15 protein-coding genes are annotated in these 17,176 nt (G+C 35.2%); 14 read left to right on the top strand and 1 reads right to left on the bottom strand.

Annotated elements, in window-relative coordinates:
• Positions 1–66: 66 nt before the first annotated feature.
• The 7 genes from isdC to BR52_RS05395 all read left to right on the top strand — a co-directional run bounded on the left by isdC (position 67) and on the right by BR52_RS05395 (position 9,732).
• Entirely contained in the window at positions 67–732 is a 666-nt protein-coding gene (isdC, locus tag BR52_RS05425) for a heme uptake protein IsdC (protein ID WP_034570043.1), read from the top strand.
• A gap of 10 nt (positions 733–742) precedes the next feature.
• Positions 743–2,902: an NEAT domain-containing protein gene (locus BR52_RS05420; RefSeq protein ID WP_034570041.1), complete on the top strand. Its 2,160-nt coding sequence runs from the start codon at positions 743–745 to the stop codon at positions 2,900–2,902.
• A gap of 58 nt (positions 2,903–2,960) precedes the next feature.
• The gene (isdE, locus tag BR52_RS05415; RefSeq protein WP_034570039.1) at positions 2,961–3,839 is read left to right on the top strand and encodes a heme ABC transporter substrate-binding protein IsdE; all 879 of its coding nucleotides are present in this window, start codon (positions 2,961–2,963) and stop codon (positions 3,837–3,839) included.
• Positions 3,829–4,803 (top strand): FecCD family ABC transporter permease, encoded by a 975-nt coding sequence (locus tag BR52_RS05410; RefSeq protein ID WP_034570035.1) that lies wholly within the window; start codon positions 3,829–3,831, stop codon positions 4,801–4,803. Before isdE ends, BR52_RS05410 begins: the two co-directional genes overlap by 11 nt.
• Positions 4,790–5,551, top strand: coding sequence for an ABC transporter ATP-binding protein (locus BR52_RS05405; protein WP_051915642.1), 762 nt, complete (start codon positions 4,790–4,792; stop codon positions 5,549–5,551). The genes BR52_RS05410 and BR52_RS05405 overlap by 14 nt, the downstream gene beginning before the upstream one ends.
• A 14-nt stretch (positions 5,552–5,565) precedes the next feature.
• Positions 5,566–6,288, top strand: a complete 723-nt coding sequence (srtB, locus tag BR52_RS05400) for a class B sortase (protein ID WP_034570030.1) — start codon at positions 5,566–5,568, stop codon at positions 6,286–6,288.
• 210 nt (positions 6,289–6,498) lie between these two features.
• The gene (locus BR52_RS05395; RefSeq protein WP_034570027.1) at positions 6,499–9,732 is read left to right on the top strand and encodes a DEAD/DEAH box helicase; all 3,234 of its coding nucleotides are present in this window, start codon (positions 6,499–6,501) and stop codon (positions 9,730–9,732) included.
• A gap of 90 nt (positions 9,733–9,822) precedes the next feature.
• Here BR52_RS05395 and BR52_RS05390 read toward each other — a convergent pair whose 3' ends face one another.
• Positions 9,823–10,539 (bottom strand): HAD family hydrolase, encoded by a 717-nt coding sequence (locus tag BR52_RS05390; protein ID WP_034570025.1) that lies wholly within the window; start codon positions 10,537–10,539, stop codon positions 9,823–9,825.
• A 350-nt stretch (positions 10,540–10,889) separates the two neighbouring features.
• On the opposite strand from BR52_RS05390, the gene rpsB reads away from it, so the two are divergent.
• The 7 genes from rpsB to BR52_RS05355 all read left to right on the top strand — a co-directional run bounded on the left by rpsB (position 10,890) and on the right by BR52_RS05355 (position 17,175).
• The gene (gene rpsB, locus BR52_RS05385; RefSeq protein WP_034570024.1) at positions 10,890–11,681 is read left to right on the top strand and encodes a 30S ribosomal protein S2; all 792 of its coding nucleotides are present in this window, start codon (positions 10,890–10,892) and stop codon (positions 11,679–11,681) included.
• Between the two features lie 169 nt (positions 11,682–11,850).
• Complete coding sequence (tsf, locus tag BR52_RS05380; RefSeq protein ID WP_034570022.1) at positions 11,851–12,732, top strand: translation elongation factor Ts; 882 nt, start codon at positions 11,851–11,853, stop codon at positions 12,730–12,732.
• A gap of 113 nt (positions 12,733–12,845) precedes the next feature.
• The gene (pyrH, locus tag BR52_RS05375) at positions 12,846–13,568 is read left to right on the top strand and encodes a UMP kinase (protein ID WP_034570020.1); all 723 of its coding nucleotides are present in this window, start codon (positions 12,846–12,848) and stop codon (positions 13,566–13,568) included.
• 3 nt (positions 13,569–13,571) lie between these two features.
• Entirely contained in the window at positions 13,572–14,129 is a 558-nt protein-coding gene (gene frr, locus BR52_RS05370) for a ribosome recycling factor (protein WP_034570018.1), read from the top strand.
• A gap of 339 nt (positions 14,130–14,468) precedes the next feature.
• Positions 14,469–15,170 carry an undecaprenyl pyrophosphate synthase gene (gene uppS / locus BR52_RS05365; RefSeq protein WP_236707211.1) on the top strand — a complete coding sequence of 234 codons (702 nt, stop codon included), beginning with the start codon at positions 14,469–14,471 and terminating at the stop codon, positions 15,168–15,170.
• 18 nt (positions 15,171–15,188) lie between these two features.
• Positions 15,189–15,974, top strand: coding sequence for a phosphatidate cytidylyltransferase (locus tag BR52_RS05360; RefSeq protein ID WP_034570015.1), 786 nt, complete (start codon positions 15,189–15,191; stop codon positions 15,972–15,974).
• 55 nt (positions 15,975–16,029) lie between these two features.
• Positions 16,030–17,175 carry a 1-deoxy-D-xylulose-5-phosphate reductoisomerase gene (locus BR52_RS05355; protein ID WP_034570012.1) on the top strand — a complete coding sequence of 382 codons (1,146 nt, stop codon included), beginning with the start codon at positions 16,030–16,032 and terminating at the stop codon, positions 17,173–17,175.
• The last annotated feature ends 1 nt before the right edge of the window (position 17,176 follow it).

Here is a 17,176-nt window from a genome sequence, read left to right as displayed (position 1 = left end):
TAAAAGGTTAGAGATTTTTTTTTACTTATCTAGTGAGAATGATTCTCAACAAAAAGGAGGAGTACAATGAGCAAGAGATTTTTAGTATTGGTTTCTGTGATGTTTTTCACGTTCATCTCATTTTCAGCACCTAAAAAAGCTCAAGCAGCTTTAGCAGACGGAACTTATTCCGTTAACTATACGGTACTACAAGGAGACAGTGATTCCGTTTCAATGGCCAATGACTATTTCGATAAACCAGCAACATTGATCGTTTCTGGAGGGAAACAATCAATTGAGCTGACCGTCAATCATAGCACTTGGATTACTGGATTATGGGTAAATTCAGGAAGTGGATTGCAAACCGAACAAGTGATTCAAACAGATGCAGCAAGTGATTCAAGAAAGGCCCGATTTGCTGTGAATGACTTAGCTTCCCCGGTGAATGCAAAAATAAAAGTCGATATTGATAACGAAAGTTTGAACTATCATCACGAGTATAAAATTACGTTGCAATTTGCAATGGATAGTGCGGCTTTGATATCTGGCGGCTCTAAAGTGGATGCACCAGCTACATCAGAAGCAACAGCTGATGCTAATAAAAGCAAGACTCCTGTAAATGAGCAAGCAACGACTGCTAAAGTAGCGAATCCAAAATCAGGTGATACAGCTTCCATCACATTATATATTGGACTATTTATCATAGCATTAATCGGATTATTTACGATTAAAAAAACAAAAAAAGCGAACTAGGAGGAAGCAAATGACAACTAAAATAAAAAAAATCAGCAGTCTCTTATTGATTGGATTGCTATTTATTAATTTATTCCCAACAACGATTGTCAAAGCCGACAGTGTGTTAAAAGATGGTGGCGAATATAAAATTCAAGTCAACTTTTTTAAAGACAATACTGGCAATCGTACAAAAGAATCTTCTGCAGCCAATGGTTATATTCAGCAAGAAGCGACCATTAAAGTTGAAAGTGGTCAACCCTATCTATATGTAACGCTTAAGAACAGCAATTGGTGGAAAAATTTTGCAACAAGTAAAAGTGGCGAACATCCAGTAGCGCCTAGTCCTGTAGAAAATTATCAAGATGCGTATCAAGATGTCGAATACAGCACGCCTAATAATGGAGAGCGAGTTGCAAAAATCAAAATCAATTCAATAGACAATGTGGTTTATTCCTCTATGCATATTAAAGTTGAAGGAATTCCAGGATTTGACTATGACAACTGGTACCAAGTGGACTTAACAATGAATCCAAGTTCATTAACTGTAGTGTCAGAGCCTAGTAAACCAGTGGAACCAGAAACTCCAGTGACGACAGAACCGACAAATCCAACAGAACCAACAGAACCAACTGATCCGGTTACAGTAACACCTTTAGCAGATGGACTTTATACAATCCCATTCTCAGCTAAACATGCAACTCAAGATAAAGCGAGTAGCATGCAAGGCTATTTTGATAATCCAGCTTGGTTAAAAGTTGAAAATGGTCATAACTTTGTTGCCCTTCGAATCAATAAATCAGAAACAGTAACAAGTTTGCAAACAACTTTAGGATCTTCTTTAACGGATGCTACAGTGCTATCAACAGATGAAGGTTCAAACAGTCGAATCGTACAGTTTGAAGTGAGCGACTTAAATCAAGAATTATTATCTCACGTGACGTATCAAGCACCGATGGGAAATGGGACAATTTATCAAGGAAAAGCGGACTTTCGTTTTATCTTTGATGGAACAAAAGCAATACCAACTTCGGAATATCCAACAGCAACTCCGAAGAAACTGACAGATGGCTTATATACTATTCCGTTCACAGCTAAACATGCTACTCAAGATAAAGCTAGCAGTATGCAGGGCTACTTTGATAATCCAGCTTGGTTAAAAGTTGAAAACGGCCACAATTTTGTAGCTGTTCGAATCAATAAATCAGAAACGGTGACAAGCTTACAAACAACTTTAGGCACTGGTTTAACGAATGCTACCGTACTTTCAACGGATGAAAAAACCAATAGTCGCATCGTACAATTTGAAGTAACGGATTTAAATCAAGAGCTAGCATCTCACGTAACGTATCAAGCACCAATGGGAAATGGAACGATTTATCAAGGAAAAGCGGATTTTCGTTTTATTTTTGAAACAGCGGCGGCAAAATCAGCTACAGAATACCCAACAGCTGAAAAACCAATAGAAAAACCAGATCCAACGCCAACGCCAGATCCAATCCCTGACCCAACACCAGAAAAACCAGTGGAAACAAAAAAATTAATAAATGGACACCAATACAGCATTCAATTTCAAGTGAATCAAGAAAATTCATCGGAAAAATCAATGATGGATGGCTATTTGTTAAAACCAGGAATCATCAAGGTAGAAAACAACCAGCCGTACCTTTATTTAACAATGAAAGACAGTGATTGGATCAAAACATTTGACCATTTAGAAAATGGTGTATGGCAAGCTGCTGAACTAGTAAAAACAGATAGTGTAGCGAATACACGAACAGTTAAATACAAAATTTCAGATGAAACAGCAGAAACGCAAGTTAAAACACATGTGAAAATAGAGAATGTACAAGGCTTTGAATACGATCATGACTATTTAGTTTCTGTAAAATTAGATCAAAGTACCTTACAAGATGTAACGGGACAAGAAATTATACCGACACAAATAACGCCAACTCCAGCTATTCCTAATGCAAGCTTAGTAGATTCAGCTCTTGCAAATCAAACAGCAGCTAAATTAGGGAAACCTGATTTTAGCACAGATGGAACAGTGAAAACGCTGGCTAAAAAACAAGAAAATCAAACACAAAATCCAAAAACAATGGACACGGCATCAATCGGCTTATACGGAACATTGTTTACAATAGCGACATTTTATTTTTTACGTCGTTACCAAGCAGCAAAAAAATAAAGAAAACGAGCCTTAGCAATTGCTAAGGCTCAATTTTCATAAATAAGGGAGGATTAAAATGAAGAAAATAACAACAATGTTTCTGATACTTATGTTGTTACTAGTTGGAGGTTGCGGATATGCGGCAAAGGAAGACCCTAATGACTCCGTAAAAAAAGCACATACACCTAAAATTATTGCAACGACTGTTGCTAGCACCGAAATTATGGATCAGCTTGATTTACCACTTATTGGTGTTCCGACAACAACTAAAGAACTACCAAGTCGTTATCAAAAAGTTGAAGCTGTTGGCTCGCCAATGGGGCCTGATTTAGAATTGATGCGTACCCTACAGCCAGATTTAATTTTATCGACGAAAACGCTAGAAGCCGATTTAGCAGAAAGGCTGACAAATGCAAATCTTAAAACTAAATTCTTAGATTTTCGCAGTATTGCTAAAATGGAACAAGAAATTTCAGCTTTAGGGAATGAATTTGATCGTAAACAGCAAGCGACAACATTAAATCAATCGATAGAAAAACAAATTAAAGACGTTCAAAAAAAATATGAGGGCAAAGAACAACCAACCGTTTTAATTTTAATGGGTATTCCTGGAAGTTATTTAGTCGTCACTGAAAATGCTTATTTAGGTGATTTAGTTAAAAGAGCGGGAGGAAAAAATATCATAGAAGGTCAAAAACAAGAATATTTAGCTTCGAATACTGAATTTTTACAACAAGCAAATCCTGATATTATCATTCGTGCCGCTCACGGAATGCCAAAGGAAGTTGTTGAAATGTTTGATGCTGAATTTAAAAAAAATGATATTTGGCAACATTTTAATGCAGTAAAAAATAAACGAGTTTATGATTTAGATGAAAATTTATTCGGTATGACTGCGTCATTAAATGCACCAAAAGCACTGGCTCAGTTAGCGGAGATTCTATATGAAAAATAAACTTCTTCTTTTTATTATTTTTAGCTTATTACTTATTGGAACTTGTTTTTGGGCGATTCAGTCTGGAAGCTTACAACTTTCGTTTAGCGAATTGATTCAAGGAACGAGTGAAAAAGCAACCATTGTGAAAGATCTTCGTTTACCGCGAATTGTGTTAGCTATATTAGCAGGTGCAGCCTTATCAGTAGCTGGATTGTTATTTCAAGCAGTTTTAAGAAATCCATTGGCGGATGCAGGAATTATTGGAATCTCAGCGGGTGCGCAATTTTTTTCATTAGCTATTTTATTATTTTTCCCAAAATTTTATTTTTGGACTCCGCTTTTTGCCTTTATTGGTGGGAGCATTGCCTGTTTACTAGTATTCAGTTTTAGTTATTCATCGGGGTTAAAACCGTTGCAATTGATTGTTACTGGAGTAGCCATCAATGCTATTTTTAGTGGGTTAAATGAAATTTTCGCCAATCAAATCACACAAGTTTCTAGTCAAATAGTGGGTAAATCCATCGGCTTTGGCATGAAATCGTGGGGAGATGTTCGTTTCTTATTTGTTTACGTTGCAATTGGATTAGCATTGGCATTTTTTTCGGCTAGATGGTGCAATTTACTAGCCTTATCTGATAAAAATCTAACAAGTTTAGGTTTATCTTTAAATAAAACACGCATCATTATTGCTGGGATAGCAGTATTACTAACAGCGATTACGACAGCGATTGTCGGCGTTATTGCATTTATCGGTTTACTTGTGCCTCACATTGCTAGAGGACTGCTGAAAACTAGTGATTATCGTTTGCTGATTCCTTTTTCTAGTTTACTTGGTGCTTTAATACTACTAGTTGCGGATACGCTAGGAAGAAGTATATTCCAAATGATGGAAATTCCAGCAGCAACAGTAATGATGCTGATCGGTGGACCTTGTCTAATTTTCTTACTTTGGAAAGGAGGAAAGATGGATGGAAATCAATAACTTGAGATACGCATATCCAAAACAAGCGCCTGTTCTAAATCGGATTAATTTAACTATTGAGGCAGGGAAAATCACAACAATTATCGGACCAAATGGTAGTGGAAAATCAACATTACTCAGTATTTTAACGCGTCATTTACAAGTGAAAAAAGGAACGATTATTCTTGACAAACAAGAGTTACATCAATTTAGTAAGCAAGATTTTGCAAGGAAATTAGCCGCTTTACAACAAGAAAATATAGCACCAGGTGACTATACAGTTAAACAATTGGTGATGTATGGACGTCTGCCTCACCAGCATTTTTTAAGAAAGACTACTAAAGATGAAAAAATTGTTCAGCAGGCATTGCAACAAATGAAATTAGTAGAAAAACAAGAGAGTCTATTGGCTGAATTATCTGGAGGAGAACGACAAAGAGCATGGCTCGCGATGGCACTCGCTCAAGAAACAGAGTATTTAATTTTAGATGAACCAACAACCTATTTGGATTTAACCTATCAAATTGAGTTGCTTAAATTAATTCAAACATTAAATCAAACTCAAAAGCTAACGATTATTATGGTGTTACACGATCTTAACCAAGCCAGTCAATATAGCGACGAAATTATCATCATGCATCATGGTGAAATTAGCGCTAAAGGAACGCCCAATGAGGTTATTACGCCAAGGATGCTTCAAGATGTTTATGGTATTTCGGGGGAGCTTATTCAACATCCTTCAGGAAGACCTTATATTTTGCCTTACTAGAAGGAGTGAAACAAATGAAACGAAAACTACTCAGTGGCATGATGCTGATTGTATTGCTTTTTTCAGGTTGGAAAATTCTTACGATTTTAACAGAAAACCAGCACAATCAGCGAATATTAGCAGATGTTCAAAAGGTTTATCAAAAACAAGCTCAACAAACAAGGTCAGTAACGAGTACAAAACCAGCATTTGTCGAATTAAAAAAAATCAATCCAGATATTAAAGGCTGGATTTCAATTCCTGATACAGCCATTGACTATCCGATTTTACAATCTTCAGATAATGATTTTTATTTAAAGCACAATTATCAAAAAGAAATAGCCAGAGCGGGCAGCGTTTTTAAAGATTTTCGCAATCAGTCCGAGTCTGAATTCAATACGATTTTATATGGTCACAATATGAAGGATGGCTCGATGTTTGCTGATTTACAAAACTATTTAGATGAAGATTTTTTCAATAAACATCCAACGTTTGATTACGAAACGGAAACCAAAAGCTATCAAGTAGAGGTTTTTGCTGCCTATGAAACGACAACTGATTTTTATTACATTGAGACAGATTTTAGTCAGCCTCAAGCTTATTCAAATTATTTAACAACAATCAAGCAACAGTCAAAATTTAAAACCAATGTCACCGTCACGGATCAAGATCAGATAATAACGTTGTCCACCTGTGATACAGGTTTTGATTATGAAAAAGGGCGATTTGTTATTCAAGGGAAGTTAATTGAAAAGTAAACAAATTCTTTTTGCTATCAAAATAATGATTAAGCAAAGAGAATTTTTTATTAAACTTGATTTTTAATATAATTACATAATACAAACGCAACAAAAAACAAAGAAACTTGTGTATTTTTCCAGTTAAATAGCGTACAATGAAGAGATAGAAAAAAGCGAAGTTGAACTTAAAAAGCTGACTATTGATAGAAGAAAGTAGGAGAATTTCAAATGAAGTGGAGCATACCTGAACGAATCATTGAACAAGGCAGAGTGTATGTAAATGAAAAACGCATACTTTCCATCACTCCTTTTTTAGAAAAGAAGATGTGGACTGCAGATGTGATGGGGAGTGAAATCTATCATGTGGAATTAGATGGAACTACTAGAGAAGAAGATTTTTGTGAATGTCCTTATTGGAAGGATCATGGGTATTGCAAGCATACGGTTGCTGTTGAATTGGCATTAAAAGAACAAGGAGTCAGTCGCATTATAACAGCAGAAAGTGCAAAGGCTGTTGCTAGTGAGTTGCCAGAGCCGGGCCATGAACTAACGGAATCGTTTTCCCGAGTTTTTTTAAATGAAAATCGAGAAACCATGACTGCAAAATCAGTCAAATCAGAATTATCTATTGAATATAAAATTGAAATAAAGTCTAAACAGGCAACAATTATTCGTAACAATGAAGAAGTTTTAGTATTAAGTATTCGAGCAGGTATTGATAAACTTTATATTGTGAAAGACGTCAATCAATTTTTAGAATGTGCTGTTAATCAAGGGAGAATTGAGCTGAAAAGTGGTATGGCTCTTGACTTTAAGCAAGTAAATCTTACAAGTGGGGATCAATTAATATTAATGTATTTATACAAACAAGCCGTATCAAACCAAATGATGGGGGTGGGAAGTAAAGAACCAAAATCTATCTATACAAATCATCGTTATCTGGTACTATCCCCAGTTTTGGCAGAAGACACGATTAGGTTGATTCAAGAAGCTGGAAAACTTCAATTTTATGTAAATGACCATAAATATAAAGAAGTTCTTTTTGTCGAAGGACAATTGCCATTTTCTTTTGAATTATTCCAACATGAAAAAAATATTACACTATACATTGATAACCAAATTGATGCTCAACTAAAAAATTACCAATGGTTTGTAGCAAAACAGGTTATTTTTCAACCTTCTAAGGAACAATTACGTGCTTTTCAACCATTACAAAATTTTCTACAACGTTATGATGGAAAAGAAGTTAAAATCGATTCAATCGATATGCCTGACTTTACAAGCTATGTAATGCCCTTACTAGCTAAAATTGGCGAGGTTTCGATTGATGATGATTTAAAAGAATCCTTTATTCAAGAGCCGTTAAAAACAGCTATTTATTTTTCATACCAAAAAGACAATGTTCAAGCGGTTGTTGATTTTAATTATGATCATTTAACGCTTTCTACAGACCCTTCCCATAATCGATTAGCAAAAGATAACACCCAAGTAATTAGGGACAGTCAAACGGAGATGCGTATTTTAAATGTGCTAAAGGAATTTGATTATCATCGGCTTGAAACGAGCTATTCAAAACGATTGGTGAGGGACGATGACTTTTATACATTATTTACTAAAGAGATTCCAACCCTTGAAATGGATGCAGAGGTTTTTGTTGATGATGTCTTAGATCAACTATTTCTAGATCAAATTGATCCAGAAACATCCATTGATGTACAAAATGATGGTTCACTTCTTGATGTTAAATTTGATATTAAAGGCATTACTCCAACTGAAATTGATCAAGTTTTACGTAGTTTAGTTGAAAAAAAATCATTTCATAAGTTAGACAACGGAATGATCCTTTCCTTAGAAACAGAAGGATTTAAACAAGTAAGTGAGATTTTAAACGAATTACGAATTACTAAAAATTTTCAACAAGGAAAAGTCGAATTGCCAAGTTATAGAGGTCTTGAAATTCAAGAAAAACTAGGATTAGAAGATGCGAATCGTCGTAAGTTGTCAAGAAAATTCAGAACCCTTGTGGAAGATTTGAACCATCCTGATTTATTTGAAGTGGCCGTACCTAAGACTTTGAATGCCAGTTTAAGACCTTATCAGATAACAGGTTTCAAATGGCTTAAAATGCTGTCGAAATATGGATTTGGTGGGATTCTAGCAGATGATATGGGATTGGGGAAAACCATCCAAGTAATCACTTTTATCCTTTCAGAAATTGAAGAAAATAAAACCAATGATCCCTTTTTAATCGTTGCGCCAGCTTCATTAAGTTACAATTGGCAACACGAACTTAAAAAATTTGCTCCTTCAATTGAAAGCGTCGTTGTTGTGGGGTCAGCAGAAGAGCGTAAAGAACTGATTGGAAATGCACAACCCAATCAAGTTTTGATTACTTCTTATCCAAGTTTTAGACAAGACGTTGAGCACTATAAAAAACAAACCTTTGGCACCTTAGTGTTAGATGAATCTCAAATGGTGAAAAATTACCACACAAAAACAGCCCAAGCTTTAAGAGAATTAACTACAAAAAAACGCTTTGCTTTAAGTGGAACGCCAATTGAAAATAAAATTGAAGAGCTTTGGGGGATTTTTCAATTGATTATGCCTGGATTTTTCCCAGGGATCAAACAATTTAAAACCTTACCGTACCCGCAAGTTGCTAAAATGATCCAACCATTTGTGCTAAGAAGGATTAAAAAAGATGTGTTAAAAGACTTACCAGATAAAATTGAAACAGACTTATATAGTACCTTGACGAAAGAGCAAAAAACCGTTTATTTAGCTTATTTACAGCGAATTCAAGATAGCATTTCAGGAATGAGTCAAGATGAATTTAAGCGAAACCGTATTGAAATATTAGCAGGATTAACTAGATTACGACAAATTTGCTGTGACCCCCGCTTATTTATTGATAATTACGAAGGTCAATCGGGAAAATTAGAGCAGTTGAAAGAAATGTTGCAAACTGCAAAAGAAAATGGACAACGAGTGCTACTATTTTCACAATTTACGTCCATGCTTTCAATTATTGAAAAAGAACTAGCTGAGTCAGGATTTGAAACATTCTATTTAAATGGCCAAACAAAACCAAAAGAACGCTTAGAAATGGTGAATCGTTTTAATGAAGGAGAAAAAGAAGTCTTCTTGATTTCATTAAAAGCCGGTGGAACTGGTCTTAACCTAACAGGTGCGGATACGGTTATTTTATATGATTTATGGTGGAATCCAGCTGTTGAAGAACAAGCTACCGGTCGAGCGCATCGCCTTGGTCAAAAAAAGGTTGTTCAAGTTTGGCGCTTGATTGCAGAAGGTACAATTGAAGAAAAAATCAATTCGTTACAACAAGAAAAGAAAGCGTTGTTTGATCAAGTCATTACAGCAGACGGATCACCAGATCAACAATTAAACCAATTAACAGAATCGGATATCCGAGAAATTTTAAGTATTGGCGAAAATTTTTAGATGATAAAATAAAAAAAGATAGCAATTATGTATGAACTCTCAAAAAAATGATTTTTGGAGTAGTACATTAATTGCTATCTTTTTTGTTGATTAAGATTCAATAAGTTCATCAATTAGGTTAGGAAGTTCAGTGAAGCAAGTGATTTCATAATCACAATCCCATCTGCTGATAGGTTTTAGACGTTTGCGATGATTGAACCAAAGTGCATTCCAACCAGCAGCTTTTGCACCATTCACGTCATTGTCAAAATTATCACCAACATACAATGTCTTTGTAGCATCAAAATGAAATTCTTTTGTTGCAAGATGAAAAATCTGTGGGTCTGGTTTAGCATACCCAGAACTTTCTGAAATAATCATATTTTCGATTGGAATCCATTTTTCAAGTTGCAACTGTTTGATTTTTCGTAATTGATGATCAGTAGGACCATTCGTAATAATTCCTAAGTCTACTTCTTTATTTCCAGCTAGCTTAGTTAAAACAGCTTCAGCTTCTGGTAAAAGTTGAATGCGATCCAATTCGATCTCGTAAACTTCCTGAAAGGATAAACCTTCTTCTTCTGTAATGGTAAAACCATTTTCTTTTAAGACTTGAGCAATCCGATTAAAACGCATAAAAGATAAAGTCCATTCTCCAGCAATATACTTACAGAAGGTCTCATCGCTGTAAAAACGGAAGCGAATATACGCACGGTGTAAATCGATTTTTTTGGAAGCCTCCGGAAAACAAATTTTCAAAGCGTTATTAAAAGGGGCTTGTTGATCATATAGTGTATCATCAACATCAAAAACAATTGCATTAATCAAAATTAGACAAATCCTTCCATCAAGTTACTTTTTTCACACGATTATTAGTATAGCAAAATAAACAGTATAAAAACACAGTGTTTTGTATAAAATAAAATTGAAAACGATTTTAATTAAAAGTAACTGAGAAACGTATTAGTTTTTCAGTTGTTCATAAAAATAATAAGTTACTTGTTAGAAAAAAAACTCTTGCAACAAATTCATTGATATAGTACAATTATAGACGGTGTAAAACACCAATTAATTTCACACCTTAAAGGATGTAAAGGAATGGTGCTTGAGTATCTCAAGTCTCCTTACAGTTGAATTTGAGGGAGGAAAATAAAAAACCATATTGGAGGAAATTTATCATGGCAGTAATCTCAATGAAACAATTGCTTGAAGCCGGTGTACATTTTGGTCACCAAACACGTCGTTGGAACCCAAAAATGAAACGCTACATTTTCACAGAAAGAAACGGAATCTACATTATTGATTTACAAAAAACTGTTAAATTAGTAGACGAAGCTTACAACTACATGAAAAATGTTGCTGAAGACGGCGGAATCGCTTTATTCGTAGGAACTAAAAAACAAGCTCAAGAAGCTGTTAAAGACGAAGCGATTCGTTCAGGTCAATACTTTGTAAACCACCGTTGGTTAGGTGGAACATTAACTAACTGGGATACAATCCAAAAACGTATCAAACGTTTGAAAGAAATCAACAAAATGGAAGCAGACGGAACTTTTGAAGTCCTTCCTAAAAAAGAAGTTGGAATCTTAAACAAACAACGCGAACGTTTAGAAAAATTCTTAGGCGGTATCCAAGATATGCCAAGAATTCCAGATGTAATGTTTATTGTTGATCCTCGTAAAGAACGTATTGCTGTTCAAGAAGCTCACAAATTAAACATTCCTATCGTAGGTATTGTTGATACAAACTGTGATCCTGATGAGATTGATGTTGTAATTCCAGCGAATGATGACGCAATCCGTGCCGTTAAATTATTGACAGCTAAAATGGCTGACGCAATGATCGAAGGACGTCAAGGTGAAGATGAAATCGTTGAAGAAACTTTTGTTGCTGAAACAAAAGAAGCTAGCACTGAAACTGCATCAATCGAAGAAATCGTTGAAGTAGTTGAAGGCGACAACGCTGAATAATCAACCAATATAAAAATCTTTAGGCTGTCTCCAGTAAAAGAGAAGTGAGTAGCGACTTTTTACGAAGCGGCGTCATTTCCTTTTCAAGAGGCGGCCTATTTTTTCTGTATAGGATAAAACCTACTGAAAAACTAAAGACAACTACACCTAAACCTAGGAGGAAAATAAAATGACACAAGTAACTGCACAATTAGTAAAAAAATTACGTGATATGACCGGCGTTGGTATGATGGATGCTAAAAAAGCTTTAGTAGCTGTAGAAGGTGACATCGATAAAGCGGTCGATCACTTAAGAGAAAATGGAATGGCGAAAGCTGCTAAAAAAGCAGACCGCGTTGCAGCTGAAGGTTTAGCTAGCGTTTATGTTGAAGGAAACAATGCAGCAATCGTTGAAATTAACTCAGAAACAGATTTCGTTTCAAAAAATGAACAATTCCAAACACTAGTAGCAGAAGTAACTCGCCAAGTAGTTGAAGCAAACCCAGCTAACATGGAAGAAGCGTTAGAAATCAAAACTGCTAACGGAACAATTGGTTCAGAAATCATGGAAGCAAACACTGTTATCGGTGAAAAAATCAGCTTCCGTCGTTTTGAACGTGTAACCAAAGAAGATAATGCTGCATTTGGCGCTTATTTACACATGGGTGGACGTATTGCTGTTTTAGTTCTTTTAGATGGAACAACAGACGAAGAAGTTGCTCGTGATGTTGCTATGCATATCGCTGCAATCAATCCTAAGTATGTTTCTCGTGATCAAGTTTCTCAAGAAGAAATTGCTCATGAAACAAAAGTTTTAACTGAACAAGCACTTAACGAAGGCAAACCAGCTAACATTGTTGAAAAAATGATTCAAGGTCGTTTAAACAAATATCTTGCTGAAATCAGCTTAGTAGATCAATCATTTGTTAAAAATCCAGATCAAACTGTTGGTGAATTTGTAGCTTCAAAAGGTGCTACAGTGAAATCATTTGTACGTTTTGAAGTTGGAGAAGGTATTGAAAAACGTGAAGATAACTTTGTTGATGAAGTTATGAGTCAAGTGAATAAATAAACCTTAGACACATTATGTAAAAGGGAACGCATCAGTTAATGAGCGCTCCCTTTTTTCTTGCAGTTATGGTAAAATGAGTATAGAGTAGTAAAGTTAATGGAGGGAATTAAAATATGGATCAACCAAAATATAAGCGCGTAGTATTAAAAGTTAGTGGAGAAGCACTTGCTGGCGAAGAAGGTTTTGGAATAAAACCTCCAACCATCAAAGAGATTGCAAAAGAAATCAAAGAAGTACATGACTTAGGTGTTGAAATTGCAATCGTTGTAGGTGGGGGAAACATTTGGCGTGGACAAGTTGGTTCTCAAATGGGAATGGAACGTGCACAAGCAGATTACATGGGAATGCTTGCCACAGTGATGAATGCATTAGCGTTACAAGACAATCTTGAAAATGTTGGTGTTCCGACAAGAGTTCAAACATCTATTGAAATGCGTCAAATTGCTGAACCATACATCAGAAGAAAAGCAGTTCGTCATTTAGAAAAAGGGCGTGTTGTCATTTTTGCTGGTGGAACGGGGAATCCATATTTTTCTACCGATACAACTGCAGCATTACGAGCGGCTGAAATTGATGCAGACGTTATTTTAATGGCGAAAAACAATGTAGACGGCGTGTACTCTGCTGATCCAAAATTGGATACAACTGCTGTCAAATTTGAAGAATTAACACATTTAGAAATTATCAACAAAGGCTTGCAAGTAATGGATACAACGGCAAGTTCGTTAAGCATGGACAATGACATTCCTTTAGTTGTCTTCAATTTAAATGAAGCAGGCAATATTAAACGTGTTGCACTAGGCGAATGCATTGGAACTACAGTAAGGGGGAAGTAAAACATGAGTGAAGCAATTTTACAAGCGACAAAAGAAAAAATGACAAAAACTGAACAATCATTACAACGTGAATTAGGTACTATTCGTGCAGGTCGTGCGAATGCTAGTATCTTAGACCGTATTCAAGTTGATTATTATGGTGCTCCAACACCATTAAACCAAATGGCTTCTATCACGATTCCAGAAGCTCGTGTATTAATGATTACACCTTTTGATAAAACCATTATTCAAGATATTGAAAAATCGTTGATGCAAAGCGATATTGGAATTAGCCCAGCAAATGACGGAAATGTGATTCGTTTAGTTATTCCAATGCTAACAGAAGAACGCCGCAAAGAATTAGCAAAACGCGTTAAAAAAGAAGCTGAAGGTGCAAAAGTAATCACTCGTAACATTCGTCGTGATGCAATTGAAGACTTGAAAAAAGCTGAAAAAAACAAAGAAATGACTGAAGATGATTTACGTAATTACGAAACTAAAGTACAAAAATTAACAGACGAAAGCGTTAAAAATATTGATGCAATCGCTGCTGAAAAAGAAAAAGAAATTTTAGAAGGTTAATTAAATATAGAAAAAACAGAGAGAAATCATTTCTTTCTGTTTTTTTTTATTAAAAAACAGATAAATAGTTATGCTGCTAAATAACTTTTTTTGGGCATGATTTTATTGTTAAAAAAAGTAGCAATTAAAGAATAAGTGGGATAAAAACCGATTTATTATCATAAATATGCAAAGAAAATCTTTATTTTTCGCAAAATTAATAGGAAAGTTCCCAACTTTTTGCTACAATAGATAGAGCTAAAGAAAGAAATTGGAGGGAACTGCTTGAGAAGTTTATTTAATAGAAAAGGAAGAAAAGATTCTCCAACAAATGAAGCTCCTTTTCAACCAAGTGAAGCAATCCCAAATCATATTGCAATTATTATGGATGGGAATGGACGTTGGGCTCAAAAAAAATTCTTACCGCGAGTTGCAGGACACCGTGAAGGAATGAATACTGTAAAAAAAATAACAAAACATGCCAGTAAATTAGGGGTAAAAGTATTAACGCTTTATGCTTTTTCTACTGAAAATTGGAAAAGACCAAATGATGAAGTGAATTTTTTAATGCAACTTCCAGTTGATTTTTTTGATACATTTGTTCCTGATTTAATCGAAGAAAATGTGCAAGTAAATGTGATGGGTTTTATTGATGAATTGCCACCACATACAAAAAAAGCAGTTGAAAATGCCATTCGAGATACAAAAGACAATACAGGTATGATTTTAAATTTTGCATTAAATTATGGTAGCCGTAGTGAGCTTTTAGAAGCGACAAAAAAAATGGCGAAAAAAGTACAACAAAACGAATTAACTCTTGAAGAAATTGATGAAGAAACATTTGAAAAAGAATTAATGACCGCGTCTTTAGGTGAATTTCAAGAACCCGATTTATTAGTTCGAACTAGTGGGGAAGAGCGAATCAGTAATTTTTTACTATGGCAAATTGCTTATAGTGAATTTTATTTTACTAGAATACTATGGCCTGATTTTAGTGAAGAAGTTTTAGAAAATGCGATTGGAATTTATCAAAAACGTAATCGACGTTTTGGTGGTTTGTAATTTGAGGAGGAAATTTTTGTGAAGCAACGTGTAATTACAGCAATTGTGGCGTTGATTTTCTTTATCCCAGTTTTATATATTGGTTCTTGGGTATTAGAAATCGTTGCCGTTTTAATGGGATTAGTTGGGATGTATGAATTATTAAAAATGAAGGGCATTTCTATTTTTTCGATTGAGGGAATAATCGCTTCAATCGGGATGATGTTAATCTTGGTTCCAAAACAGTATTTATCTTTCATTCCCCTATCTCTTTCAACTCTTTTTTTATTCTATATATGTGGTATTTTATTGTTAGTTTGTACAGTTTTTTCGAAAAATTCATTCACAATCGATGATGCAGGCGTTGCTACGTTAGGTGCCTTATATATTGGAACAGGATTTCATTACTTTATTGAAACAAGAGCTGCAGGGTTGCCATTGCTGATGTTCGTTCTTTTTGTTGTTTGGGCAACGGACATAGGAGCATATATGTTTGGCCGTAAAATTGGGAAAACAAAGTTAGCACCAGCTATTAGTCCAAACAAAACAATTGAAGGATCAATTGGTGGAATGGTTTCTGCCATCGTTGTAGCAGCAATTTATTTATACTTTTTCCCACAAGCTTTTTCAATGGGTATAATGTTAGCTTTAACTGTCTTATTCTCGATTGCTGGACAGTTAGGAGATTTAGTAGAATCAGCTTTTAAACGTCATTACGACGTGAAAGATTCAGGAACGATTTTACCAGGACATGGTGGTATTTTAGACCGCTTTGACAGTTTGTTATTTGTATTGCCAATCGTTCATCTGGTAACTTTAATCTAATGTTGAAGGGAAGTGTACAAGTAGTTATCGATTGTGATGACTACTTTTGTTCTATATGAAAAATATTTGTTTGCTTGGAGCAACAGGCTCTGTAGGAGAAAACACAGTTAATGTCGTCTTGGCTCACCCTGAAAAATTTACGATTCATACGTTTTCTTTTTTTAATAATATTCAGCGGGGACGTCAGTTGATTCAGCTTTTAAAGCCTAAAATGGTTGCTGTAGGAACAAAGGAAATAGCAGATTACTTACGATCAGAATTTCCTTTTATAACATTTACTTATGGAGTAGAGGGACTTTCTGAAATTGTTGCATTAGAATCAATTGATCTCGTGTTAACAGCGGTGTCTGGTAGTGTGGGTCTACTGCCAACATTGACTGCTATTAGGGAAAGAAAGCAAGTTGCGATTGCCAATAAAGAAACGCTAGTAATGGCTGGCCAGCTTGTGACAGATTTAGCTACACAATATGGAGTTCAGTTGCTTCCTGTTGATAGTGAGCATTCAGCAATTTTTCAATGTTTAAATGGCGAAAAAATAGTTGAAGTAGATCATTTGTTAATTACAGCATCCGGAGGAAGCTTCAGAAATAAAACACGACAAGAGCTAGTTGATGTAACGCTTGAAGATGCGCTAAATCACCCAAATTGGTCTATGGGTCAAAAAATCACAATTGATTCTGCAACGATGATGAATAAAGGTTTAGAAGTGATTGAGGCCCATTGGTTATTTGGGCTAGATTATGATAAAATAAAAGTTGTTTTACACAAAGAGAGCATTGTCCATTCAATGGTTGGTTTTATTGATGGAGCTGTGATGGCTCAATTAGGAGCAAGTGATATGCGAGAGCCAATTCAGTATGCTCTTTCTTACCCACATCGAATTAAAATGAAGGAACCTAAGCCCTTTCATTTAGCAGAAATTGGCGCTTTACATTTTGAGGAAATGGATTTTAATCGATTTCCGTTGTTACAATTAGCTTATACGGTTGGGAAAATGGGTGGAACTGCACCGACGATGATGAATGCAGCTAATGAAGTTGCTGTTGCTGCCTTTCTTGAAAAGAAAATTTCATTTTTAGCCATTGAAGAGCTTGTTGAAAAAGCCATTCAAGAAAAGCATTATATCAAACAGCCAGATTTAACTACTTTAATGGAAGTGGATAAAGAAACAAGAAAACTAGTCGCAAGTTGGCTAACATAGA

Source organism: Carnobacterium divergens DSM 20623 (assembly GCF_000744255.1).
Lineage (GTDB): Bacteria > Bacillota > Bacilli > Lactobacillales > Carnobacteriaceae > Carnobacterium > Carnobacterium divergens.
This window is presented reverse-complemented; position numbering and strand designations above follow the sequence as displayed.

Coding starts and splice junctions, on each gene's coding strand:
- BR52_RS05355 (WP_034570012.1), top strand. CDS start 16,030: ATGAAAAATATTTGTTTGCTTGGAGCAACAGGCTCTGTAGGAGAAAAC.
- BR52_RS05405 (WP_051915642.1), top strand. CDS start 4,790: ATGGAAATCAATAACTTGAGATACGCATATCCAAAACAAGCGCCTGTT.
- isdE (WP_034570039.1), top strand. CDS start 2,961: ATGAAGAAAATAACAACAATGTTTCTGATACTTATGTTGTTACTAGTT.
- BR52_RS05395 (WP_034570027.1), top strand. CDS start 6,499: ATGAAGTGGAGCATACCTGAACGAATCATTGAACAAGGCAGAGTGTAT.
- srtB (WP_034570030.1), top strand. CDS start 5,566: ATGAAACGAAAACTACTCAGTGGCATGATGCTGATTGTATTGCTTTTT.
- BR52_RS05420 (WP_034570041.1), top strand. CDS start 743: ATGACAACTAAAATAAAAAAAATCAGCAGTCTCTTATTGATTGGATTG.
- rpsB (WP_034570024.1), top strand. CDS start 10,890: ATGGCAGTAATCTCAATGAAACAATTGCTTGAAGCCGGTGTACATTTT.
- isdC (WP_034570043.1), top strand. CDS start 67: ATGAGCAAGAGATTTTTAGTATTGGTTTCTGTGATGTTTTTCACGTTC.
- tsf (WP_034570022.1), top strand. CDS start 11,851: ATGACACAAGTAACTGCACAATTAGTAAAAAAATTACGTGATATGACC.
- frr (WP_034570018.1), top strand. CDS start 13,572: ATGAGTGAAGCAATTTTACAAGCGACAAAAGAAAAAATGACAAAAACT.
- pyrH (WP_034570020.1), top strand. CDS start 12,846: ATGGATCAACCAAAATATAAGCGCGTAGTATTAAAAGTTAGTGGAGAA.
- BR52_RS05410 (WP_034570035.1), top strand. CDS start 3,829: ATGAAAAATAAACTTCTTCTTTTTATTATTTTTAGCTTATTACTTATT.